General features: G+C 73.7%; 21 protein-coding genes. 7 read left to right on the forward strand and 14 right to left on the reverse strand.

The annotated features are described in order from the left end of the window. Window positions 1-57: 57 nt before the first annotated feature. Both mtrB and mtrA read right to left on the reverse strand, forming a co-directional pair. Entirely contained in the window at window positions 58-1812 is a 1755-nt protein-coding gene (gene mtrB, locus OHQ87_RS19595; protein WP_442930552.1) for an MtrAB system histidine kinase MtrB, read from the reverse strand. 13 nt (window positions 1813-1825) lie between these two features. Then, the gene (gene mtrA / locus OHQ87_RS19600; RefSeq protein ID WP_067306208.1) at window positions 1826-2515 is read right to left on the reverse strand and encodes an MtrAB system response regulator MtrA; all 690 of its coding nucleotides are present in this window, start codon (window positions 2513-2515) and stop codon (window positions 1826-1828) included. Window positions 2516-2729: 214 nt separating this feature from the next. Here mtrA and OHQ87_RS19605 point away from each other — a divergent pair, with 214 nt between their 5' ends. The 5 genes from OHQ87_RS19605 (at window position 2730) to OHQ87_RS19625 (ending at window position 8010) form a co-directional block, all read left to right on the forward strand. Then, window positions 2730-3575 (forward strand): hypothetical protein, encoded by an 846-nt coding sequence (locus tag OHQ87_RS19605; protein ID WP_328339866.1) that lies wholly within the window; start codon window positions 2730-2732, stop codon window positions 3573-3575. Continuing rightward, a complete protein-coding gene (locus OHQ87_RS19610; RefSeq protein ID WP_328339868.1) occupies window positions 3572-4177 on the forward strand; it encodes a DUF4129 domain-containing protein in 606 nt (201 codons plus the stop codon). Before OHQ87_RS19605 ends, OHQ87_RS19610 begins: the two co-directional genes overlap by 4 nt. 70 nt (window positions 4178-4247) lie before the next feature. Further along, entirely contained in the window at window positions 4248-5717 is a 1470-nt protein-coding gene (locus tag OHQ87_RS19615; protein ID WP_328339870.1) for a DUF4350 domain-containing protein, read from the forward strand. Then, entirely contained in the window at window positions 5714-6703 is a 990-nt protein-coding gene (locus OHQ87_RS19620; RefSeq protein WP_328339872.1) for an AAA family ATPase, read from the forward strand. Before OHQ87_RS19615 ends, OHQ87_RS19620 begins: the two co-directional genes overlap by 4 nt. Continuing rightward, window positions 6700-8010 carry a DUF58 domain-containing protein gene (locus OHQ87_RS19625; RefSeq protein ID WP_328339874.1) on the forward strand — a complete coding sequence of 437 codons (1311 nt, stop codon included), beginning with the start codon at window positions 6700-6702 and terminating at the stop codon, window positions 8008-8010. Before OHQ87_RS19620 ends, OHQ87_RS19625 begins: the two co-directional genes overlap by 4 nt. Window positions 8011-8042: 32 nt before the next feature. On the opposite strand, the gene OHQ87_RS19630 is transcribed toward OHQ87_RS19625, so the two are convergent. Further along, window positions 8043-9080: a stage II sporulation protein M gene (locus OHQ87_RS19630; protein ID WP_328339876.1), complete on the reverse strand. Its 1038-nt coding sequence runs from the start codon at window positions 9078-9080 to the stop codon at window positions 8043-8045. A 41-nt stretch (window positions 9081-9121) separates the two neighbouring features. Between OHQ87_RS19630 and OHQ87_RS19635 the strand changes: the two genes are divergently transcribed. Beyond that, window positions 9122-10186 carry an RDD family protein gene (locus OHQ87_RS19635; protein ID WP_328339878.1) on the forward strand — a complete coding sequence of 355 codons (1065 nt, stop codon included), beginning with the start codon at window positions 9122-9124 and terminating at the stop codon, window positions 10184-10186. Window positions 10187-10198: 12 nt separating this feature from the next. Here the strand turns inward: OHQ87_RS19635 and efeB are convergent, their stop codons facing one another. From efeB to efeU, 3 genes are read right to left on the reverse strand one after another with little or no spacing between them, the layout of a single operon-like run. Continuing rightward, the gene (gene efeB, locus OHQ87_RS19640) at window positions 10199-11500 is read right to left on the reverse strand and encodes an iron uptake transporter deferrochelatase/peroxidase subunit (RefSeq protein WP_328339880.1); all 1302 of its coding nucleotides are present in this window, start codon (window positions 11498-11500) and stop codon (window positions 10199-10201) included. Between the two features lie 58 nt (window positions 11501-11558). Beyond that, complete coding sequence (efeO, locus tag OHQ87_RS19645) at window positions 11559-12692, reverse strand: iron uptake system protein EfeO (RefSeq protein WP_328339882.1); 1134 nt, start codon at window positions 12690-12692, stop codon at window positions 11559-11561. 30 nt (window positions 12693-12722) lie between these two features. Next, window positions 12723-13619, reverse strand: a complete 897-nt coding sequence (efeU, locus tag OHQ87_RS19650; protein WP_328339884.1) for an iron uptake transporter permease EfeU — start codon at window positions 13617-13619, stop codon at window positions 12723-12725. Between the two features lie 288 nt (window positions 13620-13907). On the opposite strand from efeU, the gene OHQ87_RS19655 reads away from it, so the two are divergent. Beyond that, the gene (locus OHQ87_RS19655; protein ID WP_328339886.1) at window positions 13908-14066 is read left to right on the forward strand and encodes a hypothetical protein; all 159 of its coding nucleotides are present in this window, start codon (window positions 13908-13910) and stop codon (window positions 14064-14066) included. 64 nt (window positions 14067-14130) lie between these two features. On the opposite strand, the gene ahcY is transcribed toward OHQ87_RS19655, so the two are convergent. From ahcY to nfi, 8 genes are all read right to left on the reverse strand, one after another. Beyond that, on the reverse strand, window positions 14131-15618 hold the full coding sequence (gene ahcY / locus OHQ87_RS19660; RefSeq protein ID WP_328339888.1) for an adenosylhomocysteinase: 1488 nt from the start codon (window positions 15616-15618) through the stop codon (window positions 14131-14133). 432 nt (window positions 15619-16050) lie between these two features. Continuing rightward, window positions 16051-17238, reverse strand: coding sequence for a mannose-6-phosphate isomerase, class I (manA, locus tag OHQ87_RS19665; RefSeq protein WP_328339890.1), 1188 nt, complete (start codon window positions 17236-17238; stop codon window positions 16051-16053). 2 nt (window positions 17239-17240) lie between these two features. Further along, window positions 17241-18248: a cation diffusion facilitator family transporter gene (locus OHQ87_RS19670; protein ID WP_328339892.1), complete on the reverse strand. Its 1008-nt coding sequence runs from the start codon at window positions 18246-18248 to the stop codon at window positions 17241-17243. Between the two features lie 76 nt (window positions 18249-18324). Next, the gene (locus OHQ87_RS19675) at window positions 18325-19521 is read right to left on the reverse strand and encodes an SIS domain-containing protein (RefSeq protein WP_328339894.1); all 1197 of its coding nucleotides are present in this window, start codon (window positions 19519-19521) and stop codon (window positions 18325-18327) included. Next, a complete protein-coding gene (locus tag OHQ87_RS19680) occupies window positions 19518-19703 on the reverse strand; it encodes a Trm112 family protein (RefSeq protein ID WP_088642951.1) in 186 nt (61 codons plus the stop codon). Before OHQ87_RS19680 ends, OHQ87_RS19675 begins: the two co-directional genes overlap by 4 nt. A 63-nt stretch (window positions 19704-19766) precedes the next feature. Beyond that, on the reverse strand, window positions 19767-21149 hold the full coding sequence (locus OHQ87_RS19685; RefSeq protein ID WP_328339898.1) for a phosphomannomutase/phosphoglucomutase: 1383 nt from the start codon (window positions 21147-21149) through the stop codon (window positions 19767-19769). A gap of 69 nt (window positions 21150-21218) precedes the next feature. Next, on the reverse strand, window positions 21219-22445 hold the full coding sequence (locus OHQ87_RS19690) for a hypothetical protein (protein WP_328339900.1): 1227 nt from the start codon (window positions 22443-22445) through the stop codon (window positions 21219-21221). 199 nt (window positions 22446-22644) lie between these two features. Continuing rightward, complete coding sequence (gene nfi / locus OHQ87_RS19695) at window positions 22645-23313, reverse strand: deoxyribonuclease V (protein WP_328348913.1); 669 nt, start codon at window positions 23311-23313, stop codon at window positions 22645-22647. Between the last annotated feature and the right edge of the window lie 28 nt (window positions 23314-23341).

The raw sequence follows: 23341 nt of genomic DNA on the forward strand, positions 1-23341 counted from the left end.
GGCCTCCAGCCGCGCGGCGGCGGTCCACGACCCGACGTCCGCCCGCGCGACGGCCGTTCACGACCCGACCTCCGCCCGGTCATCGGTGGCGGTCGGCCCCGGGCCGATGGCCAGGACGCCGTCGCCGCCGGGGCCGATGGCCAGCAGGTCGCCGTCGCGGGGGCCGCCGAAGGGCAGGGTGGCGTCGGCCGGCACCAGCCGCAGCGGTGAGGTGGTGAGTCGGTCCCCGGAGCGGACCGGCAGGGTGAGCCGGAACTGCGCGCCCTGCCCGGGTGCGCCCCACGCCTCCAGCCAGCCGCCGTGCAGGCGGGCGTCCTCCAGGCTGATCGACAGGCCGAGCCCGGTCCCGCCGGTCTGCCGGGCCCGGGACGGGTCGGCCCGCCAGAACCGGTTGAAGACCAGCTTCTCCTCGCCCGGCTTGAGCCCGACCCCGTGGTCACGCACAGTGACCGCGACGGTGGTCTGGTCGACGCCCAGGGTGATCACCACCGGTTTCGCCTCGCCGTGCTCGACGGCGTTGCCGACCAGGTTGCGCAGCACCCGCTCGACCCGGCGCGGATCCACCTCGGCGATCACCGGGGTCGTCGGCACGGCCAGTTCGATGGTGACGCCGACCCGTTCGGCCAGCCCGGCGAGGCGGTCGGCGACCCGGTGCACCACCGGCACCAGGTCGGTCGGCTCGGAGTCGAGCATGGCGAAGCCGGCGTCGAAGCGGCTGATCTCCAGCAGGTCGGTGAGCAGCTCCTCGAACCGGTCCAGCTCCGCCTGGAGCAACTCGGCGCTACGCGCCACCGCCGGGTCGAACTCGTCGCGCTCGGCGAAGATCAGGTCGGCGGCCATCCGGACGGTGGTCAGCGGGGTACGCAGCTCGTGCGACACGTCGGAGGTGAACCGGCGCTGCAGCCGGGACATCTCCTCCAGGCGCAGGATCTGCCGTTGCAGGTTGGTCGCCATCTGGTTGAAGGAGGCGGCGAGCAGGGCGAGGTCGTCCTCGCCGTTGACCACCATCCGTTGGTCGAGCAGGCCGGCGGAGAGCCGCTGGGCGGTCCGCGCGGCCACCCGGACCGGGGTCACCACCAGCCGGGTGACCAGGGCGGCGAGCAGGCCGAGCAGCAGCACCAGGGCCACCCCGGTGGCCAGCACGGTGGACCGCGCGTCGGCGGCGGTGGCGTCCTGCCGGTTGAGCGGGACGAGATAGTAGAGCTCCAGCTGGCCGAAGCTGGTCGGCACCGGGGAACCGTAGACCAGGTACTTCGTCCGCTCGCCGTTGAGCCGGCCGGTGCGGATCTGGTGGGCCACCTTGCCGTCGGCGACGGCGGCCCGCAGCTCCCGGCTGACCAGCGGCCGGACGTCCGTCGCCGGTGAGGTACGGGTCTCGATGATGCCGACGTAGTTGTCGGCGGTGATCGCCACCACCACCCCGCTGGTCTGCTGAGGATCGCCCCCGGCCAGGTAGTTGACGGTGCCCTCGATGGTGTCCTGGAGCTGCGCCTCCTGCGGCTGGCTGTAGAGGGTGAACTGCTTGGCCGAGTAGTCGCTGCCGTTGCGCAGCCGCAGCAGCACGTCGGTCTCGGCGTTGTCGAGCAGGATGCTGGTGATCTTGTCAGCGATCAGGTAGGCGAAGCCGCCGACCAGCAGACTGGACACCACCAACGTGATGGTCACCACCCGGACCTGCAACGACCGCCGCCAGGTCTGCCGCAGGCCGGCGGTCACCCGCAGGCAGCGGCCCACCAGCACACGGTGCAGCGCCCGCGCGGCAGGACGCCAGCCGGCGGTGTGCTCGGGGGTGGGGTTCGGTGCGCTGGTCACTGTGTAGACCAGGCTATCCGGTACCCGCCTTGTAGCCCACGCCCCGCACGGTCAGGATGATTTCCGGCCGCTCCGGATCCGGCTCGATCTTGGCGCGGAGCCGCTGGACGTGCACGTTGACCAGGCGGGTGTCCGCCGCGTGCCGATAGCCCCAGACCTGCTCCAACAGGACCTCCCGGGTGAAGACCTGACGCGGCTTGCGGGCGAGCGCGACAAGCAGGTCGAACTCCAGCGGCGTCAGTTTCACCTCCTCGCCGTCCCGGCTGACGGTGTGGGCCGGCACGTCGATGGTGATCTGGTTGCCGGGCGGCCCGATGGTCAGCATCTCCGGTGCCACGTCCTCGCCCCGACGCAACCGGGCCCGCATCCGGGCCACCAGTTCCTTGGGCTTGAACGGCTTGACCACGTAGTCGTCGGCACCGGACTCCAGGCCGAGCACCACGTCGACGGTGTCGCTCTTGGCGGTCAGCATGACGATCGGCACGCCCGACTCGCCCCGGATGGCCCGCGCCACGTCGATACCGCTCATTCCAGGCAGCATCAGGTCTAGTAGCACGATATCGGGGCGACTGTCCCGGAACGCGGCCAACGCCCGTTCCCCGTCGGCGACGAACGAGGGCAGGAAGCCCTCACTGCGCAGGACGATGCCGAGCATCTCGGCGAGCGCGGGGTCGTCGTCGACCACCAGTACCCGGGCTCTCATGGGGTTTATGTTTCCATCCCCGTTCAGTTGGTGGGATCGGAGTCTGGATGGCACGGTACTGCCGGAAGAGGTGTCACCGCACGTCCCACGCGCGATATCTCCCCCGATGGCCGCATCGATGGGCCGCACGGCGGGTCCACCCGGCCCGTCGGGCCGTGTCACCATGATCCCCGGGCAGGTCGCCGCCCGCCAGCCACCATCCGCAGGAGTACGCGTGCCCGACGTCGGCCCGACCGCCGTGCTCCCCAGGCGTCCGCTCACCGTCGGTGAACTGCTCGACTCCGCCGTGCTGCTGCTGCGCTCCCAGGGGCGGGTGCTGGTCCCGGCGGGCGTCCTGCTCGCCACCGGTGAGCAACTACTGCTGTACCCGCTGCGCCGGCTCGCCGACGCCGTACCCCCGGTGTGGTGGAACGACAGCGGGTCGTTCCCGCTCTGGTGGCAACTGCTCGCGGTGGGCGCGGCCAGCGAGGCGGTGATCGTCCTGCTGCTGGGCAACCCGGCCGCGCGGGCGGCCGGCGTGGCGCTGCTGGGTCGCCGGGCCGGCGTGGGCGAACTGCTCCGCCCGGCCGGGGCCCGCTGGGGCGTCACCCTGCTGCTCGCCCCGGTGGTCGGCCTGCTGATGCTGGTCACGGCGCTGCTCGGCCCGGCCTGGCTGGTCGGCTACGGCCTGCTCGGCTCGGTCGCCGCGGCGGTGGTGCTGGACCGGACGCCCGGGGTGTCGGTGGTGGTCCGCGCGGCCCGCGTCGCGACCCGGGGCCGGGCCGCCGCCGTCCGGGTGCTCGGATACCTCGGCTGGTGGGTGCTGCGGGTCGGCCTGGCCCTCGGCCTCTTCTTCGGCGTCCAGTCGCTGCACCTGGTCGACCTGGCCGACCCGACCGTCCGGGTCGCCGCCACGATGGTCGCCTGGGCGGCGGTGAACAGCGTCGCCTACCCCGCTCTGGCCTGCCTGGACGCGGTGCTCCACCTGGACACCCGGATGCGCACCGAAGGGCTGGACATCCAGCTGGCCCGTACCCCCGCCCGGGTCCTCGCGGCCGGCCTGCCGGCGGCCGACCGGTGAGCCGGTGGTGGACGGAGTCCGTCGCCGCGCTCGGCGACGTGCTGCCGCTGCCGCTGGCGGCGCTGCTGCTGGTGCTGGCCGCCGGGCTGACCGCGCTCGCCTGGTACCACTTCCCGGCCTGGGTGCCGCGCCGACTGCCCCGGTTCCGGCTCCGGTTCCCCCGGCTCCGGTTGCCCCGGTGGCGGCGACGATGCCGGGCGCACCGGCCGGCCGACGGCACGGCCGCTGCCGGGCTGCCCCGCCCCCGCACCGGTGACGACACCACCCCCGTCGGCCCCGGGCGGTCCCTGGCCGACCGGCTGGCCGCCGAGGGCCGGTACGCCGAGGCCGTCCGGGAGCGGCTGCGCGACATGGTCCGCCGGCTGGTCGCCGTCGGCGCGGTGGCCCCCCGCCCGGGGATGACGGTCACCGAGTTGACCGACGCGGCGGCCCGCGCCCGCCCCCAGGTCGCCCCGCCGCTGCGCGCCGCCGGGGCGATCTTCACCGAGCTGTGGTACGCCCAACGCCCGGCCGCCGCCGGACACGACCACCGGATGCGGGAACTCGCCGACGACCTGGACCGGGCGCTCGCCACCCCACCGCCGGACGGGAGCGCCACGTGACCCGACCCACCACCGCGCGACGGCACCCGGTGACCCGGTCCACCGCCCCAGCCGCGCCCCGGGATCTGCCGTGACCCGTCCCGCCACACCGCCGACCGGCGGCCCACCTGTCGCACCGCCGACCGGCAGCCCACCACCTGTCGCACCGCCGACCGGTGTACGCCCGCAGGCCGGTCCGCCGGCACCGGCCCGGCGGCGGCGACGCCGGCACCGGGTGCTCGTTCCGTTGGCGCTGGCCGCCGCACTGATCGCCGGCACCATCGGTGCGCACGCCCTGGACCAGCCCGACCCGACCGATCCCGGTTTCCTCTCCCCGGTCGCCACCGACGACGACGGTGGCAGCCGCCTGGCCGACGCGCTGCGCGCCCGGGGCGTCACCGTCCAGCGGGAGACCGACCTGCTGCCCGCGCTGCTCGCCCTCGACAGCACCGCGTCCACCCTCTTCGTCCCGGCACCGGAACTGCTGCATCCGGACACCCTCGGTGCGCTCGGCGAACTGCCGGCCGGGCGGCGGCTGGTCCTCGTCGACCCCTCCCGGCGGGTACTGGAATCGGCCGGCCTGCCGCTGGTGCCGACCGACCGTCGGTGGGCCACCCGGGCGGTCGGACCGGAGACCGACGGCCGGCCCTGCCCGCTGCCCGAGACGACCCGGGCCGGGGTCGCCGCCGCCCAGCTCCAGCGGTACGCCGCCGCACCCGGCATGCCGGTCGCCCTGGACCGCTGCTACTCCGCCGGCCTGGTCCGGCTGCCCGGCCGGGCCGAGACGGTGGTGATCGGCGCCAGCGACCCGTTCCGCAACGACCGGATCGCCGAACGGGGCAACCGGGCGCTCGGCACCGGCCTGCTCGGCGTCCACGACCGGGTGGTCTGGCTGGACCTGGACGGTCCGGCACCGGCACCGTCGTTCGGCCGTACCGACGGCAGCGGAGAACCCGCCTGGTCGCCCACCCCCGGCGGCTCCACCGAGTACGACGGCGGCGGCACCGGTGAGGGCGAGGGTCGACCGGGTGGCCCCCGTCCCTCCTCCGGCGACGACGGGTCGGGCGACCCTCCGGACCAGGCCGGTCCTCCACCACCGGCCGACCATCCGCTGCTGGACGCCTTCCCGCCCTGGTTCTGGGCGTTGCTGGTGCAGCTCGCCCTGGTCACCCTGCTGGTCGTGCTCTGGCGGGCCCGCCGACTCGGCCCGCCGGTGACCGAGCCGCTGCCGGTCGAGGTCCGCGCCGCCGAGACCGTCCTCGGCCGGGCCCGGCTCTACCAGCGGGCGCGTGCCCGGGGTCCGGCCGCCGCGACCCTGCGTACCGCCGCGCTGGACCGGCTGCGTGGCCGGCTCGGTCTGCCCGCCGCCACCGGGCCCGGGGAGCTGGCCGCCCGGGTGGCCGAGCGGGTCGGCGGCACCCCGGAGCAGATCCGCGAACTGCTCTACGGCCGGGCCCCGGAGACCGACGCCGAACTGCTGGAGCTGGCCCGGTCGCTGGACCGGCTGACCCGTACCGTGGCGGCAGCCCCCGGCCGCCCGACCGAAGGAGACCACAGGTGACCCGACCCGCCACCGCCGTCGAGCCCACAGCCGGCCCGGACGACGCCCGGGCCGCCCTGCACCGGCTGCGCACCGAGGTGGCCAAGGCGGTCGTCGGCCAGGACGCCGTGGTCACCGGCCTGGTCATCGCGCTGCTCTGCCGGGGGCACGTCCTGCTGGAGGGGGTGCCGGGGGTGGCCAAGACGCTGCTGGTCCGCACCGTCGCCACCGCCCTCGACCTGGACTCCAAGCGGGTCCAGTTCACCCCCGACCTGATGCCCGGCGACGTCACCGGTTCGCTGATCTTCGACCCGCGCACCGCCGCGTTCACCTTCCGGGAGGGGCCGGTCTTCACCAACCTGCTGCTCGCCGACGAGATCAACCGGACCCCGCCGAAGACCCAGTCGGCGCTGCTGGAGGTGATGGAGGAACGTCAGGTGTCGGTCGAGGGGGCCCGCAGGCCGCTGCCGGACCCGTTCATCGTGGCCGCCACCCAGAACCCCGTCGAGTACGAGGGCACCTACCCCCTGCCCGAGGCGCAGCTCGACCGGTTCCTACTCAAGTTGACCGTGCCACTGCCCAACCGGGACGAGGAATTGGGCGTGCTGCGCGCCCACCACGCCGGGTTCGACCCGCGGGACCTCGGCGCGGCCGGCGTACGACCGGTGGCCGGGGCCGCCGACCTGGCCGCCGCCCGGGAGGCGGTCGGCCGGGTGCACGTGGCCGAGGCGGTGCTCGGCTACATCGTGGACCTGTGCCGGGCCACCCGGGCCACCCCGGCGCTGGAGCTGGGTGCCTCGCCCCGGGGCGCGACCGGGCTGCTGAGCACGGCGAAGGCGTGGGCCTGGCTCGCCGGCCGCGACCACGTCACCCCCGACGACGTGAAGGCCACCGCCCGCCCCACGCTGCGGCACCGGCTGCGGCTGCGCCCCGAGGTGGAGTTGGAGGGGGTCGGGGTCGACGCGGTGCTGGACACGGTGCTGTCCACCGTGCCGACCCCGCGATGACCTGGCGGGCGGCCGTCCTGCTGCTGGCGGGCGTGCCCACCCTGGCGTTCTGGCCGGACCCGTTGGGCGGGGTGGCCGTGATGACCGGCGCGGTGCTGCTGCTGACCGCCGTGGACTGGGCGCTCGCCGCCCCGCTGCACGGGATCACCGTCGACCGCGAAGGTGACCGGGCGGTCCGGCTGGGCCACCGCGCGACCGTCACCCTGCGCCTGTCCAACACCTCCGGCCGTACGCTGCGCGCCCAGGTGCGCGACGGGTGGGTGCCGTCCGCCGGGGCCCGTCCGGACGTACCGCCGGGTCGGGTGTCGCGGGTCGGACCCGGCGGGGTGCTGGTGCTGCCCAGCCGGCTCACCCCCACCCGGCGCGGCGACCGGCCGGCGGTGACGGTGACGGTGCGCTCGCTCGGGCCGCTCGGGTTGGCCTTCCGGCAGCGGGCCGGTCGGCCGGTCGCCCCCGGCTGGACGCTGCGGGTGCTGCCCCGGTTCGACTCCCGGCGGCACCTGCCGGAGAAACTGTCCCGGCTGCGGGTCATCGACGGCACCCAGGTCACCCGGGGGCGGGGCCAGGGCACCGAGTTCGACACCCTGCGCGAGTACGTGGTCGGCGACGACGTCCGGTCGATCGACTGGCGGGCCAGCGCCCGCCGCTCGGACGTGCTGGTCCGCACCTGGCGGCCGGAGCGCGACCGCCGGTTGGTCTGCGTGCTGGACACCGGCCGCACCTCGGCGGTACGCGTCGGCGACGAGCCCCGGCTGGACACCGCCATCGACGCGGCGCTGCTGCTGACCGCGCTGGCCTCCCGGGCCGGCGACCGGGTCGACCTGCTCGCCGCCGACGCCGGGATCCGCGCCACGGTCACCGGCAGCGGCCAGCCGGCCCTGCTCCACCGGCTGGTGCACGCGCTCGCGCCGCTGCACCCGGCGCTCGTCGAGACCGACTTCGAGCTGATCGTCGCGGAGATCCTGCGCCGGCACCGGCGACGCAGCCTGGTGGTGCTCTTCACCGCCCTGGAGGCGGGCGCGCTCGCCGAGGGTCTGCTGCCGGTGCTGCCCCGGCTGGCCGCCCGGCACCGGGTGATCGTGGCGGCCGTGCACGACCCGGTGCTCACCACGCTGACCACCGCCCCGCCGGTACGCCCCGAGGACGCCTATGCCGCCGCGGCCGGCTGGCGGGCGCTCGCCGAACGGAACCAGGTCCGCACCGCCCTCGGCAGGTACGGCGTGACAGTGGTGGACGCCCCGGCGGCCCGGCTCGCCCCCGCCCTGGCCGACACCTACCTCCGCCTCAAGGCCCTCGGCCAGCTCTGACAGTGGGATCCCACCCTCCGACAGTGGGGAGGTCAGCGCGGGCGGTGGGTGGGGTACCAGGCGCGGGCGGGATCGGTGGAGGGCCAGAGTTCGGCCAGCCACGGGTCGGCCCGCTCGGCCGGTACGCGTCCGGCGGCGACCGCCCGGCGACCGAGCAGCACCACGTACGCCAGGAAGCCCAGCCACACCGCCGCGCCCACGCCGACCCGCAGCGCCACCGGCACCGGTGACGGGGTGACGAACGCCTCCAGCAGTGCGGAGATCGCGAAGAGCCCCACCAGGCCCACCGCGACCAGGATCGCCGAGCGGCCCGCCTCGGCGACCGCCCGGCCCCGGCCCAGGTGATCCGGCGGTGAGATCCAGGCCCAGGCGGTCTGCAACCCCACCCCGGCCGCGACGAAGACCCCGGTCAGCTCCAACAGCCCGTGCGGGGTGATCAGTCCGAAGAAGACGTCGGCCCGGCCGTAGGAGACCATCACCCCGCCCACCACGCCGACGTTCAGCGCGTTCTGCCACAGCAGGTAGAGCACCGGCACCACGAGCACCCCCGACGCCAGGCACTGGGCGGCGATCCAGGCGTTGTGGGTCCACAGGTGGAAGGCGAACGTCGGTGCCGAGAACTCGGTGTAGTAGCCGGCGAAGCCGGAGTCGACAAGGTCGGCGGCGGCCTCCTGGCCGATGAACGCGGCGGCGGTGCCGGGGTTGGCCGCGACGTACCAGATGAGGAAGCCGCTGAGCAGGCTGAACCCGGTGGCCACCGCACACCACCACGGCCAGGCCCGGTAGACCGCGCCGGGGAACCCGACGGTGACGAACCGCCCGAGGGCGGCCCAGGACGGCCGGCGGCGGCCGGTGATCCGGGCGCGGGCCCGCAGCACCAGCTGGGAGAGCCGGCCGACCAGGGCCGGATCGGGTGCCCGGCTGCGCAGCGCCGACAGGTGGGTGGCGGTGCGCTGGTAGAGGACGATCATCTCGTCGATCTCGTCGACGTCGAGCCGGCGACGGTCGCAGTACAGCTCCAGCCGTCGCCACTCGTGGCCGTGCTCGGCGACGTACGCGTCGAGATCCACTGGTCCTCCCCCGTCCCGCGCCCATAGTGTTCACTGTCCGGGTGAGCGCGCAACCACCGGTGCCGGCCGGCGTCGGCCCGGCGGGCAGTTGGGCAGACCTCGGAGCAGCCGTCGGCCCGGCCGATCGAGGGGCGGACGCCGGGCTGGTCAGCGGCGAGGCCGTCGAGCTGGACGTCCGGGCGGCACGACTCGGTTCCCGGGTGCTGGCGCTGCTGATCGACATCGCCGGTCAACTGCTCTGCGCGGTCCTGCTGGCCCTCACGCTGACCCCGCTGGTGCTGATCCTGCTCCCCGAACCGGTGGTGGACCGCGCACTCACCGGAGCACTGGAGACGCTCGGCCTGGTGCTGGTGGTCGTCGGTTACCCGGTCGCCTGGGAACGCCTCAACCACGGCCGTACGCCCGGCAAGCTCGCGGTGGGGCTGCGGGTGGTCAGCGCCGACGGCGGTCCGGTGGAGTTGCGGCAGTCGTTGACCCGGGCGCTGGTGGGGGCGGCGGTGGAGTGGCCGGGGCTGGTGCTGCCGCTGCTGAGCTGGGTGGCCGGGGCCACGGTGATGCTGACCGACCCGCGCGGCCGACGGCTGGGCGACCTGGTGGCCGGCACCATGGTGGTGCACACCCGGACCACGCAGACCTGGCGACCGGCCCCACGGATCATCCCACCGTTGGCCGGATGGGCGGCCACCCTGGACCTGACCAGGCTCGACGACGCGCTGGCCCTGGCGGTACGGCAGTACCTGACCCGGGGCGAGCAGATCGTCGAGCCGTACCGGAGCCGGTTGGCCCGGGGGTTGTGGGGCGAGGTGGCGGCGGTGACCACCCCGACGCCGCCGCCCGGCGTACCGGAGTCGTTGCTGTTGGCGGCGGTGCTGGCGGAACGCAACAGGCGGGGTGCGCTGCGGCTGCACCGCAACCGGGCACTCACCGCCACCATCTGGTCCGACCCGAATCCGGCCCCGGCCAGCCCCGCCCCCGCCGGTCCGCCGACCACCACCGGTCAACCGACCACCCTCGGGCCGCCGACCACCACCGGTCAACCGGCCACCGCCGGGGTACGCCCGGTCGGGCCGGCGCTCCGGGCGGCATCGCCGGACCGGCCGGCCTGACCGGATCGGTGCTCAGCTGAACAGGGCGCGGCCCCACCAGTCGGCGGCGTCGCGCACCCCGGGCGGGCAGGCGAACAGGCCGCTGGAGACGTGCCGCAGGTACTCGTTCATCGAGTCGTTGCGAGCGAGCTGGGTCTGGATCGGCACGAACTGCCGGCGCGGGTCCCGCTGGTAGGCCATGAAGAACAGCCCGGCGTCGAGCCGGCCCAGCCCGTCCGACCCGTCGACGTAGTTGTAGCCGCGGCGCAGCAACCGGGCACCGTTGTTCAGGGTGGGATGGGCGAGCCGCACGTGCGAGTCGACGGCGATCACCGGCTGGCCGTCGTCGCCCTTCGCGGCGAAGTCCGGCTCGTCGAACTCGTCCCGACGGCCCAGCGGAGCGCCGCTGCCCTTGGTCCGGCCGACGATCTGTTCCTGCTCGACGAGCGAACTGCGGTCCCAGGTCTCGATCTGCATCCGGATCTTGCGAGTGACCAGGTAGGACCCGCCGGCCATCCAGTCCGTACCGTCGTCCGGGTGGGCCCAGAGCTGCTCGCGCAGCAGCCCGGCGTCCTCGGCCTTCAGGTTGGCGGTGCCGTCCTTGAAGCCGAAGAGGTTACGCGGGGTCGCCTGGTCCCGCGACGTCGACGAGGTACGCCCGAAGCCGAGCTGCGACCAGCGGACGCTGACCACGCCCATCCCGATCCGGGCCAGGTTGCGGATGGCGTGCACCGCCACCTGCGGGTCGTTGGCGCAGGCCTGCACGCACAGGTCACCACCGGAGATCTCCGGGCGCAACGCGTCCCCGGCGAAGTGCGGCAGGTCGGCCAGCGCGGCGGGCCGGCGGGCGGCGATGCCGAACCGGTCCCCGCCCTGCGCGTCGCGGAACAGCGTCGCACCGAAGCCGACGGTCAGGGTCAGCTGCGACGGGGGTAGGCCCAGCGCCTCACCGGTGTCGTCCGGCGGCGCCTCCGGCATGCCGCCGACGGCGCCGATCACCCCGGCGTCCTTCCCGCCGGTCATCCGGGCGGCGGCGGCCGTCCACTCCTGGAGCATCGCGACCAACCGGTCCCGGTCCTTGGTGATCACGTCGAAGGCGACGAAGTGCAGCCGGTCCTGGGCCGGGGTGGTGATCCCGGCCTGGTGCTCACCGTGGAACGGCACCGCCCCGGCGGCCCCGTCGTACGCGGCGGCCCGGTCACCGTCGCGGGTCAGCGCGCCCGCTCCGGCGGCCACCCCGGCGACCCCGGCGACGCCGACCCCGGCGAGGGTGATCGCCCGCCGTCGGGACAGCCGGCGCCGACCCCGGCCGGCGGTGCTGCTCTGCTCGCTCATCGACTCTCCTGGGAGGGACCGGCCACCCTCGGGCGGCGGCGACCTTGCTGACCCGTCGTCACCTGGCGACGGCGGCGGCGACCTTGCTGATCGGCTCGGCGAGGGCGTTGATGCTGTCCGACAGCTCCTTGAGCTCGGCCTTGCTCAGCTGGGTGTGCAGCTTCCAGCCGTCGCCGTCGCGGTGCTTGCCGAGCGCCGCCTCCACGTTGGCGAACTCCTTGTCGAGCTGGGCGACCAGCTCCGGGGCGCGCTGTTCCAGCGCCGGGCGCAGCGCGGCGACGGCCGCCTTGGAGCCCTCCAGGTTGGCGTTGAAATCCCAGAGGTCGGTGTGCGAATACCGCTCCTCCTCGCCGGTGATCTTGCCGCTGGCCACCTCGTCGAGCAGTGCCTTGGCCCCGTTGGCGAGCTGGAGCGGGGTGAGCTTCTCGGCGTTGGCCCGTGCCACGATCTCCTTGACGTCGGCCAGCAGCCGGTCGGCGATCGGACCGTCCTTGCTGATGTCGCCGGTGGTCCAGAGGTCCTTCTCGATGCGGTGGAAGCCGGTGAACTCCATGCCCTCCTCGACCACCTCCTCCCGACCGTCGATCTTGGGGTCGAGGTCGCCGAAGCTCTCCGCGACCGGCTCGATCCGCTCCCAGTAGGTGCGGGCCACCGGGTACAGCGCCTTGGCCTTCGGCACGTCGCCGGCCTTGACCGCGGCGACGAACTCCTCGGTCTTGGTGAGCAGGGCGGCGGTCTGGCTGGTCACGTACCGCTGGTAGCTGGCGGTGGCCTCGGTCAGCGCGGCGTCCGGGGCGACGGTCGCGGCGGTGCCGCTGACCTTCAGCGCGCCCCGGATGCCCCGGCCGCTCATCCCCGGCTTGCAGGCCGTCTCGTACGTCCCGGCGGGCAGCTCCACCCGCAGCTCCCGGCTGAGCCCGGGGGCGATGTTCTCCACCTCGCCCATCACCCGGTCACCGGCGGCATAGACGTAGAACTCGTTGACCTTGCTGCCGGAGTTGGTCACCGTGAACGTCGCCTGGCCGGCGTCCAGCTCGGTCACGTCGACCTCGCACACGCTGTCGGTGGCCTTGACCTTGACCGTGTTGCCGGTGCCGGCGTCCTGCCGGTCGTCCTTGGCACCGCAGGCGGTGACACCGGTGAGGGCCAGCGCGCCGACGGCGGCGGGCACCAGGAAACGGGTGGTACGCATGTTGCTTGTCTCCTCGCAGAGGGCGGTGGATCAGACGCGCCGCGACCCGGCCGGCTGCGCGGTGGTGTCGGGGGTGGCGGGTCGCTCGGGTGCGTCGGCCGGCACGGGCTTCGCGGGGGTCGCCGGTCGACGCAGGAACAGCACAAGCACCGGTACGGCGTACGCCACCCAGGCCACCGTCTCCAGCACGCTCGGCGCGGCGGTGATGTTGAACATGCCGGCGAGCAGGGCGGCGTACCAGGTGCTGGGGTCGAGCACACCGGTGATGTCGAAGGCCAGGTCGTTGAGGCCGGGCAGCACCCCGGCCTCCTGGAAGTCGTGCACGCCGTACTTGAGGATGCCGGCGGCGACCAGGATCAACAGCGCGCCCGTCCAGGTGAAGAACGTCGACAGGTTGATCCGCAGGGCGCTGCGGTAGATCAGGAAGCCGATCCCGACGGCGGTGGCGATGCCGCCGACCAGGGCCAGCAGCGGCCCGGAGCCGGTGCCCCCGGTCGCGCTCTGCGCCGCCGAGTAGAAGATCAGGGCGGTCTCCAGACCCTCCCGGATCACCGCGAGGAAGGCCATCCCGGCCACCGCTAGGGAACCGACGGCGAGCGCCTCGCTCAGTTTGCCGCGCAGCTCGCCGGCGATCGTCCGGGCGGCCCGGCGCATCCAGAAGATCATCCAGGTCACGAAGACCACGGCGGCCACCGAGGTGACCGCCTCGAACAGCTCCCGGTCCTCGGAGCGGGCCAGCAGCGAGGTCGAGGTGTACTCGATGAGCCAGCCGAAGAGGATCGAGAGCGCCACGGCGAGCCCGACGCCGGCCCACACCTGGGGTAGCCGGTCGCGGCGCTGCGACTTGACCAGAAAGGCGATCAGGATGCTGACGACGAGCGTCGCCTCCAGGCCCTCCCGCAGGCCGATCAGGTACGTGGCGAACATCGGTACTCCGTGTGGTGGTCAGGCATGCCTCAGGTAACTTAGGGCAGCCATACCTTCCTCCTGATCGAGGGCCACGTCAAGTCGTTCATGACAAGGTTCACCCTGGTCGGGAGCAGCGCTCGGAGAGCCTGCCGAGGGGTGTCCCACCGCCGCCCGACGTGACACGATCCCAGGTGTTCCCCAGGACAGGACGGTCATGCCCGACGCGCTGCGCAGCCCCCTCCGCCGCCCACCGGCCGGTTCGCCCGCCCCGGGTGCGCTTCACCACCGTCGGCCGGGACACCGCCGGTGAAGGGCTTCGGCCCGTGGCTGGGCGTACTCACGCTGGTGCTCGTCCTCAACGCGCTCCGGCTGCGCCCGCTGGCCGTGGCGGTCTCCCTCGCCTGGCTCGTCTGGTGCGTGTGGACCTGGATCCGCCCGGCCCGCCGCAGACCCGACGCACCCTGACCTCGACACGAGGGAGGGGGCCGGCCATGTCGCGGTCGGCCCCCTCCCTCGTCAGGCGCGGTGCTCAGTAGCGGTAGTGCTCCGGCTTGAACGGGCCCTCCGTGGAGACGCCGAGGTAGGCGGCCTGCTCCTTGGTCAGCTCGGTCAGCCGGGCGCCCAGCGCACCCAGGTGCAGCCGGGCGACCTTCTCGTCCAGGTGCTTGGGGAGCACGTAGACGCCGGTCGGGTACTCGTCGGTCTTGGTGAACAGCTCGATCTGCGCGATCGTCTGGTTGGCGAACGAGTTCGACATCACGAAGCTCGGGTGACCGGTGGCGTTGCCCAGGTTCAGCAGGCGGCCCTCGGAGAGCACGATGATGGCGTGACCGTCGTCGAAGCGCCACACGTCGACCTGCGGCTTGATGTTCTCCCGGGTGACGTCCGAGCGCTTCATCAGGCCGGCCATGTCGATCTCGTTGTCGAAGTGGCCGATGTTGCCCACGATGGCCTGGTGCTTCATCCGGGCCATGTGCTCGTTGGTGATCACGTCGAAGCAGCCGGTCGCGGTGATGAAGATGTCGGCCTGCTCGACCACGTCCTCCAGGGTGGCGACCTGGTAGCCGTCCATCGCCGCCTGGAGGGCGCAGATCGGGTCGACCTCGGTCACCACGACCCGGGCGCCCTGGCCGCGCAGCGACTCGGCGCAGCCCTTGCCCACGTCGCCGTAGCCGAGCACGACTGCCATCTTGCCGCCGATCAGCACGTCGGTGGCCCGGTTGATGCCGTCGATCAGCGAGTGCCGACAGCCGTACTTGTTGTCGAACTTGCTCTTGGTCACCGAGTCGTTCACGTTGATCGCCGGGAAGAGCAGGGTGCCGGCCCGGTGCATCTCGTAGAGCCGGTGCACGCCGGTGGTGGTCTCCTCGGTGACGCCCTTGATGCCGGCGGCGATCCGGGTCCACCGCTGGTTGTCCTCGGCGAGGCTGCGGTGCAGCACCTCGAGGATGACCGCGAACTCCTCGGAGTCGGCGGACTCGACAGGCGGGACGACCCCGGCCTTCTCGAACTCGACGCCCTTGTGGACCAGCAGGGTGGCGTCACCGCCGTCGTCCAGGATCATGTTCGGGCCCTGGCCGTCCGGCCAGGCGAGCACCTGCTCGGTGCACCACCAGTACTCCTGGAGGCTCTCGCCCTTCCAGGCGTAGACCGGGACGCCGGCCGGTGCCTCGGGGGTGCCCTCGGGGCCGACCACGATGGCCGCGGCGGCGTGGTCCTGGGTGGAGAAGATGTTGCAGGACGCCCAGCGGACCTGCGCGCCGAGGGCGACCAGGGTCTCGATCAGGACGGCCGTCTGGATGGTCATGTGCAGCGAACCGGTGATCCGGGCGCCGGCGAGCGGCTGGGCGTCGGCGAATTCACGGCGGATCGCCATCAGGCCGGGCATCTCGTGCTCGGCGAGGCGGATCTCCTTGCGCCCGAACTCGGCGAGCGACAGATCCGCCACCTTGTAGTCGCCCTCGGCGAGGGCGCTCGGCCGGGCGTCGCTGGATGACGCCGGGAGGGTGCTGGTCATGAAGGCTCCTGTCGAACGATGGCTGCGCAACCATCCACCTTACGCGCATCCGAGGGATGCACGGCGGGCCGTCCCCGGAACGACGCACGGCGGTGGGTGCCGGACAGCGCACGGGACGGTCGGTGCCCGGACAGCGCGCGGGGCGGCCGGCGTCGGACGGAAACTCCGCCCACCTGCCGACCGCCCCGTGCATCCCCCCGGTTTGGTTCCCCCGCGCGCCGCCGGACCTTCGTCACGACAACGCTGCGCACACATGAAGTTACCCTAAGCCATGGCGCTATCACGCCAATTCCGGAAAGTCGGATTTGTGGCGTGTCGGGGTTTCTATGATTTTTCGCTGCCGACAACGATCTGACCGCCCCGCCCCGCCCCGCCCCGCTGCGGGCTGCGGGCTGCGGGCTGCGGGCTGCGGGCTGTCGGCTGTCCGTACCGTCAGGCGCCGCAGGTGGCGACGAACGCCTCACCCGTACCTGAGACGACCAGGGTCGTCGCGGTGGCCGCGCCCACGGCGGCCTGTCCCGGCCCGAGCGTCACCGCGCCGGCCCCGTCGTCCACCGCGACCCTGCCCCGGTGGCAGAGCACCACCCGGGGGCCCGGCAGCGGCAACCGCACCTGCGGCCCGGCCGCGTCCACAGTCACCCGGTGCAGCGCGAACTCGTCCACCGGCACCGGCCAGCGCACCACGCCGGGCATGACCGGACAGGCGACGACCACCGGATCGTCGAGCACCTCGAAACGCAGCACCCGCAGCAACTCGTCGACGTCCACGTGCTTCGGGGTGAGCCCGCCACGCAGCACGTTGTCACTGGCCGCCATGATCTCCACCCCGGTGCCGTGCAGGTAGGCGTGCAGGTTGCCGGCCGGCATCCAGATCGCCTCCCCCGGCGTCAGCCGCACATGGTGCAGCAGCAACGCCACGAGCACCCCCGGGTCGGCCGGGTAGCGGGCCGACAACTCCCGGGCCAGTTCCGCATCCGGCCCGGCGACGTCCGCCGTGCGCACCGCGTCGATCAGCCCGGCACGGTCCACGTCCGGCCAGCTCAGCAGCGCGCGTACGGCCTCCCTCAGCCCCGCCGGCCCGGCCCGCAACGCGGCCACCACCGGCGACAACTCCGGTACGCCGAACCCGGCCAACGCCGTCGCCGACACCCCCGGGTCACGGAACCCGCAGAGCGCGTCGAACGGTGTCAACGCGACAAGCAACTCCGGCTTGTGGTACGGATCGACGTAGTTGCGCGGCCCCTCCGCCCGGCCCGCCTCGGCCGCGTGCCCGCCCCGGGCCTGCTCGGCCGCGTAGCCGGCGCGGGCCTGCTCGGCGTCCGGGTGGGCCTGGAGACTCAGCGGGGCGTCCGCGGCGAGCACCTTCACCAGGAACGGCAGTCGGGTGCCGAACCGGCCGACCAGCCGGTCGCCGAGCCAGTGACCCGGCTCGGCGACCAGCAGGTCGGTCAGGTTCACCCGCTCGCCGCCGCGGTCGACCGTGGCCGGGCCGCCCGGGTGGGCGCCCAGCCACAGTTCCGCCTCCGGGCCGGCGCTGGGCACCGGTCGCCCCTGCAGCTCGGCGATCGCGGAGCGGGATCCCCAGGCGTAGTCGCGGATCGACCCGTGCAGCAGTTCCACGGTCAGCCTCCGGCCCGACCGGCCACCTCGTCCGACTCGGTCGCCGGGGATACCACCGCGGTCGGCGCGGCCGTTCCGGTGCCCGCCCGCTCGGCGGCGACGCTGTAGATGTCCGGCTCCAGGTAGATCACCCGGGCGATCGGCACGGCCGCGCGGATCCGCGCCTCGACCGCGTTGATCCCCCTGGCCAGCTCCTCGGCGCTCTCACACGCCGGGACGCCGATCTTGGCGGCCACCATCAGCTCCTCCGGGCCGAGGTAGAGCGTCTTCATGTGGATGATCCGCTCGACCTCCGGGCCGCCGGTGACGGCCCGCTCGATGGTCGCCAGGTCGCCCGGGTCGGCACCCTCACCGAGCAGCAGGCTCTTCGTCTCGATCGCCAGCACGATCGCGATGATCACCAGCAGTACACCGATCATCGCGGTGCCGGCGGCGTCCCACATGCCGTTGCCGGTGATCAGCGTGAGCCCCACGCCGAACAACGCGAGCACCAGACCGACCAGCGCGCCGAAGTCCTCCAGCAGCACCACCGGCAGCTCCGGCGCCTTCGCCCGGCGGATGAAGTTCACCCAGGACTGGTTGCCCCGGGTGTGGTTGGACTCCTTGATCGCGGTACGGAACGAGAAGCCCTCCATCACGATGGCGGCCAGCAGCACCGTCACCGGCACCCACTGCCACGCGGTGATCGGGTGCGGGTCGGACGCCTTGTGCCACGCCTCGTAGAGCGCGAAGAGACCACCGAGGCTGAACAGCACGATCGACACGATGAACGCGTAGATGTAGCGCTCCCGGCCGTACCCGAAGGGGTGCTCCGGGGTGGCCGCCCGCTTGGCCCGCTTGCCACCGAGCAGCAGCAGCGCCTGGTTGCCCGAGTCGGCCACCGAGTGGATCGACTCCGCCAGCATCGACGAAGAGCTCGTCAGCAGGAACGCGATGAACTTGGTGATCGCGATGCCGACGTTCGCCAGCAGGGCGGCGATGATCGCCTTGGTCCCGCCGTTCGCGCTCACGCCGCCACCCCGCCGCGCGACGCGGCGACGTGGGACGCCGCACTCCTAAGCCCGATGGCGCGGTCCCTGCGTCCGTTCACTGGTTCGACAGCTCCTTCATCTCGGTGACGGCCGGAACGGCCATCGGGTCCAGCCCATGGGCCAGGGCCAGATAGATCGACGCGAAGTCGGGCACCGCGATGAGCGAGGCGAGCCGTTCCAGCGCGGAACCACCCTCGGCGGTGACCACGTCGCAGCGCACGCCGCGCCGCTCCGCGAGGGTCTGTACCGCGTCGGCGCGGCGCTCCTCGACGGCGAGCGGCTCGTCGGTGTCGTCGTCGGCGTTGAGGCCACCGTCGCGCAGCAGCACCAGCCGCAACCGGGTCGGGTCGGGCTCGGCCTCGTCCGCGTCGGCGAAGATGTCCCGGGTCGACTCCACCAGGCCGCCGAAGACGCCGTCGAGCAGGCCGACCCGGCCCCGGCCGGCCTCACCCAACGCCCCGGTGACCACCGGGTAGCGGGCGTTGGCCGACAGCGTGTCGCCGAACCGGCGGGCCGCCACGGTGGCCAGCGGGGACGAACCCCAGACGATCGGGATCGACCCGGCCAGCCCCAGGGCCAGCGACTTCGCCGGGTTGACGAAGGACTCGGCGGTCGACCGGCACCGGTCGGCGTCGGCGTCCAGCCGGGCCGCCGTCTCGGCCAGATCCGCCTCGTTGACCTTCACCAGGCCGAGCGTACGGGCGGCGAGCAGAACCGGCACGGTGAGCGCCCAGAGGCTGGCGCGGGCCGGGGCGCGACGGGGCACCGGGATGAACGGTGCCCTGGCCCGTTCGGCCACCGACTGCAACTGCGAGTCGGGGGCGCCGACCGCGACCAGCCGGGCACCCCGGCGGTGCGCGGCCTCGGCGGCACCCAACGCCTCCGGGCTGCGACCGGACGCGCTGACCGCGATCACCACGTCGGCCGCGCCGACCCAGCCGGGCACCCCGGCGCTGCGATGCGGGATGACCGGCACCGGGCAGCGCGGCCCGGCGACCGTGGCGAGCACGTCCCCGGTACGCCCGGCGGTGCCGATGCCGGCGATGACTACCGCCCGGGGGCGGCCCTCGTCCTCCAGCAGCGCCAGGTTGGCCTCGGCGGCCAGCGCGGCGGACTCCCGCACCTGGGCCCCGGCCGAGGCGGTGAAGCGCAGCATGCCACCCGGGTCGTGGCTGGCGACCGCGTCCGGGTCGTCAAGCATCGATTCGTTGGCCACCCGCCGGCCACTGACGCCGGCCGTTCCGTCCATCACCGCTGCGCCTCCGGCCCGCCGCGCGCCTCGTCCAGCAGCAGCACCGGCACGTCGTCACGCACCTCGAAGATGCGACCGCACTGCGTGCAGGTGAGGGTCTGGGCCTGAGCGTCGTAGTCCAGCGGTGCGTGGTGTGTGTCCGGGCAGGCGAGGATCTCGAGCAACTGCGGGTCCAGGGCCACGGCGCGGCTCCTTCCACGTGTGTGGTCTGTGCCGGTCGGCGGTGCCGACCGGCGGAGGGGATCTTATCGGCGAACCCGTTCCAGCACCTCGTCGCGCAGCGAGGTCATCCGCTCCTCGGTCGGGCCCTCCACGTTGAGTCGCAGCAGCGGCTCGGTGTTGGAGGCGCGCAGGTTGAACCAGGCACCGTCGGGGAAGCGCAGGGTGAGCCCGTCCAGCTCGTCGGCCTCCGCCTGCGGGTACGCGGCGCGCACCTCGGCCACCCGGGCGGCCTGGTCGGTCACCGTGGAGTTGATCTCGCCGGAGGCGACGTACCGTTCGTAGACGCTGGCCAGCAGCGACAGTGGCTGGGACTGCTCGCCCAGCGCGGCCAGGGTGTGCATGGCGGCGAGCATGCCGGTGTCGGCGAACCAGAAGTCCCGGAAGTAGTAGTGCGCGGAGTGCTCACCGCCGAAGATCGCGTTGGTGCGCGCCATCTCGGCCTTGATGAAGGAGTGGCCGACCCGGGCCACCACCGGCACGCCCCCGTGCTCCCGGATGATCTCCGGCACCGCCCGGGAGGTGATCAGGTTGTGGATCACCGTGGAGCCCGGGTGCTTGGCCAGCTCGCGGGCGGCGACCAGGGCGGTGATCGCCGACGGGGAGACCGGCTCACCCCGCTCGTCGACCACGAAGCAGCGGTCGGCGTCGCCGTCGAAGGCCAGGCCGAGATCGGCGGAGTGCGCCACCACCGCGCGCTGGAGGTCGACCAGGTTCTTCGGATCGAGCGGGTTGGCCTCGTGGTTCGGAAAGGTGCCGTCCAACTCGAAGTAGAGCGGCACGATCTCCAGCGGCAGCGCCGGCAACGCCGCGTCGCCGAGCACGCTCGGCACCGTGTAGCCGCCCATCCCGTTGCCCGCGTCCACCACCACCTTGAGCGGGCGGATGGTCGACAGATCGACCAGCTTGCGCAGGTGGGCCGCGTAGTCGGGGAGCAGGTCGCGCCGGTCGACCGGGGCCGGCGACGCGGCGGGCGGCCGGGTGCCGGCGTCCAGCAGTGCCTGGGCCCGGACCCGGATGTCGGCAAGACCGCTGTCCTGACCGATCGGGCGGGCACCGGAGCGGCACATCTTGATGCCGTTGTACTGCGCCGGGTTGTGACTGGCGGTGAACATCGCCCCGGGCAGGCCCAGCGCGCCGGAGGCGTAGTAGAGCAGGTCGGTGGAGGCCAGCCCCAACTCGATCACGGCCCGCCCCTCGGCCCGTACGCCGACGGCGAAGGCGGCGGCCAGCCCCGGGCCGGTGGCCCGCATGTCGTGCGCGACCAGCACGGCGTCGCCCGGCTCCCCGGACTCGTTGAGCACCTGGGTGAGGGCGGCACCGAGCGCCTCGGCGGCCCGCTCGTCCCACTGGTCGGGCACCGTCCCCCGGACGTCGTACGCCTTCACGATCTGGGACAGGTCAGACACCGGTTTCAGCTCCTCGGCAGGGGTCGTCAACGACCCTGAGCGTATCGGAGCGGTGGCGTCCACCCCCTCCTAGCCGGGGAGCTGGGGCGTGATCGCCGTCGGGTCACCACCGGTCGAGGGCACCGAGGCCGGTCGGCCCTGGGCTGGCGGAGCCGGGACCGGACCGCCCTGAGCGGGCGGGGCCGAGACCGGACCGCCCTGAGCGGGCGGGGCCGAGGACGGCGCGGTGGACGACGGGCGGGCACCGTACACCCCGCCGGCCGGGCGCGGGGTGGGTGTCACGGCCGGGTAGGTGCCGGGCGCCCCGTACAGACCGCCGGGGCGGATCGGCGCGGACGGCGGCCCGCCGTCGGGGCGAACCGGCGCGGACGACGGCCGCTGTCCCCCGTACACCTGGCCGGATGGCGTCGGTGCCGGGCCTGGCACCACGCCCCCGGAGCGGTAGGTGGTCGGACCCGGGTTGCGGGGTTGCGGCAGGGCCGGAAAGTCACCCGGGTCGGCGTGGCCAAGATCGGCACGGGCCGTGTCGGCGTGGGCGGTGTCGGCACGGGCCCGGTCGGCGCGGGACCGAAAGATCAGCAGGGCGATGAGCCCGGCGCCCAGGATCACCAGGGCGATGCCGGCAAACATGATCATGGATCCTCCGGAGGTCTCTGCGGCGGCGCTGGCTCGGCCGGCGGGCGGGGCGGCGAGCACGGCCTGGGTGGTCGCCGGCTCGGTCGCGGGGATGGTCGCGTCGGGGGTGGGGGTGGAGGTGGGCTTCCTGGTCGGGGTGGGACTCGGGGTCGGGGTGGAGGCGGCCCGCCCGCCGACCCTGGACGTGTCGGCGCCCCGGCCGATCAGTCGGCCGACCGCCGTCGTCGCCTCACCGACCACCTCCAGTCGACCCGCGGGCGCCCCGGCCAGGAACGCCACCCGGTAACGGACGGTGCTGCTCTTCCCCTTGCACAACGCCGACTCTGCCGGCGAGGTACGGGAGACCCGCACCATGCCACCGTCACCGGAGACGGGCACGGCGGACCAGCGCCCCCCGACATTCACCTCTACCCGCACCTGATCTGCGGTAACCCCGGTGAGGCTCAGCCCCAGACCGGTGCGCAGCAGGACGCACCCGTCGGTGCGCTTGCGCACCTCGATCGAGACCCCGCCCGGAGAGCCGCCGGCGGCGAAACCACCCGGGGCCCGGACCCGCACCCGGTCCGCGTCCGCGTACGCGGGGAGCGCGCCGACCGCCACCAGGCCACTGAGCAGCGCGCCGATGGTCACCACCCGCGCCGCCTGTCGACGCACGGACATCTCCCACCTCACCATCCCGCCCCGGCGGCGGCCGCCGGTCAGGGTACTACCAGGTCAACAGGGCACCCGTCGACAGCGCGCCCCGCATGTGTGCCGCATTACCCTCCTCGGGAGGCGGCACCGAAGCCGTCGCCGATGCGGTGCGGGACCGCGGGCATCGGTGACGCTCGACCCGTCGCCGGGTGGCTGCCGTGTCCGCTCAGCCGGTGCGGGCGGGACCGGTGGCGGTGGCGAGGGTGTCGCGGCAGAGCCGGTCCGCGGTACGGGTGGTCTCCGGCAGCCGGTACCGCGGCGTCAACGCGAGCACCTGGTCCACCGCGTTGTCCAGACTCATCCCATGCCCGACGCTGACGAAGACCGGCCGCACCCCGTCCCGGGTACGCAGCACCCGTCCGACCACCTCACCGGCGTCGACCAGTGGGGCATCGTCCCCCCGGCGTGGACCCGGCCCGGCCCACTCGCCGACCAGCGGGGTCTTGCCCACCCCGATCGCCGGGAGCCCGGTCACCACGCCCAGGTGACAGGCCAACCCGAAACGACGCGGGTGGGCCAGCCCGTGCCCGTCACAGACCAGCAGCTCGGGACGGGTCGTCAGCCGGTCAAGAGCGGCCAGCAACGCCGGCAGCTCCCGGAAGGCGAACAGCCCCGGCACGTACCCGAAGGAGGGCCGGCCGACACTGACCGCCTTGTCCACCACCTCCAGGGTCGCGGCGTCGAGCACGGTCACGGCTGCGGCAAGCAGGTCACCATCCTCCGCGTACGCCACGTCGAGGCCGGCCACCGTCGCGGGCCGACGGGGACCCGGCCCGACCAGGTCCGCGCGGGGCCGCAACCGATCCTGTACGGCCACCGCCTCGGCGACCGTCAACTCCTGCGGCCCGGTGCCGTGGTGTCGC

The organism is Micromonospora sp. NBC_00421 (genome assembly GCF_036017915.1).
In the GTDB taxonomy this organism is placed as follows: domain Bacteria; phylum Actinomycetota; class Actinomycetes; order Mycobacteriales; family Micromonosporaceae; genus Micromonospora.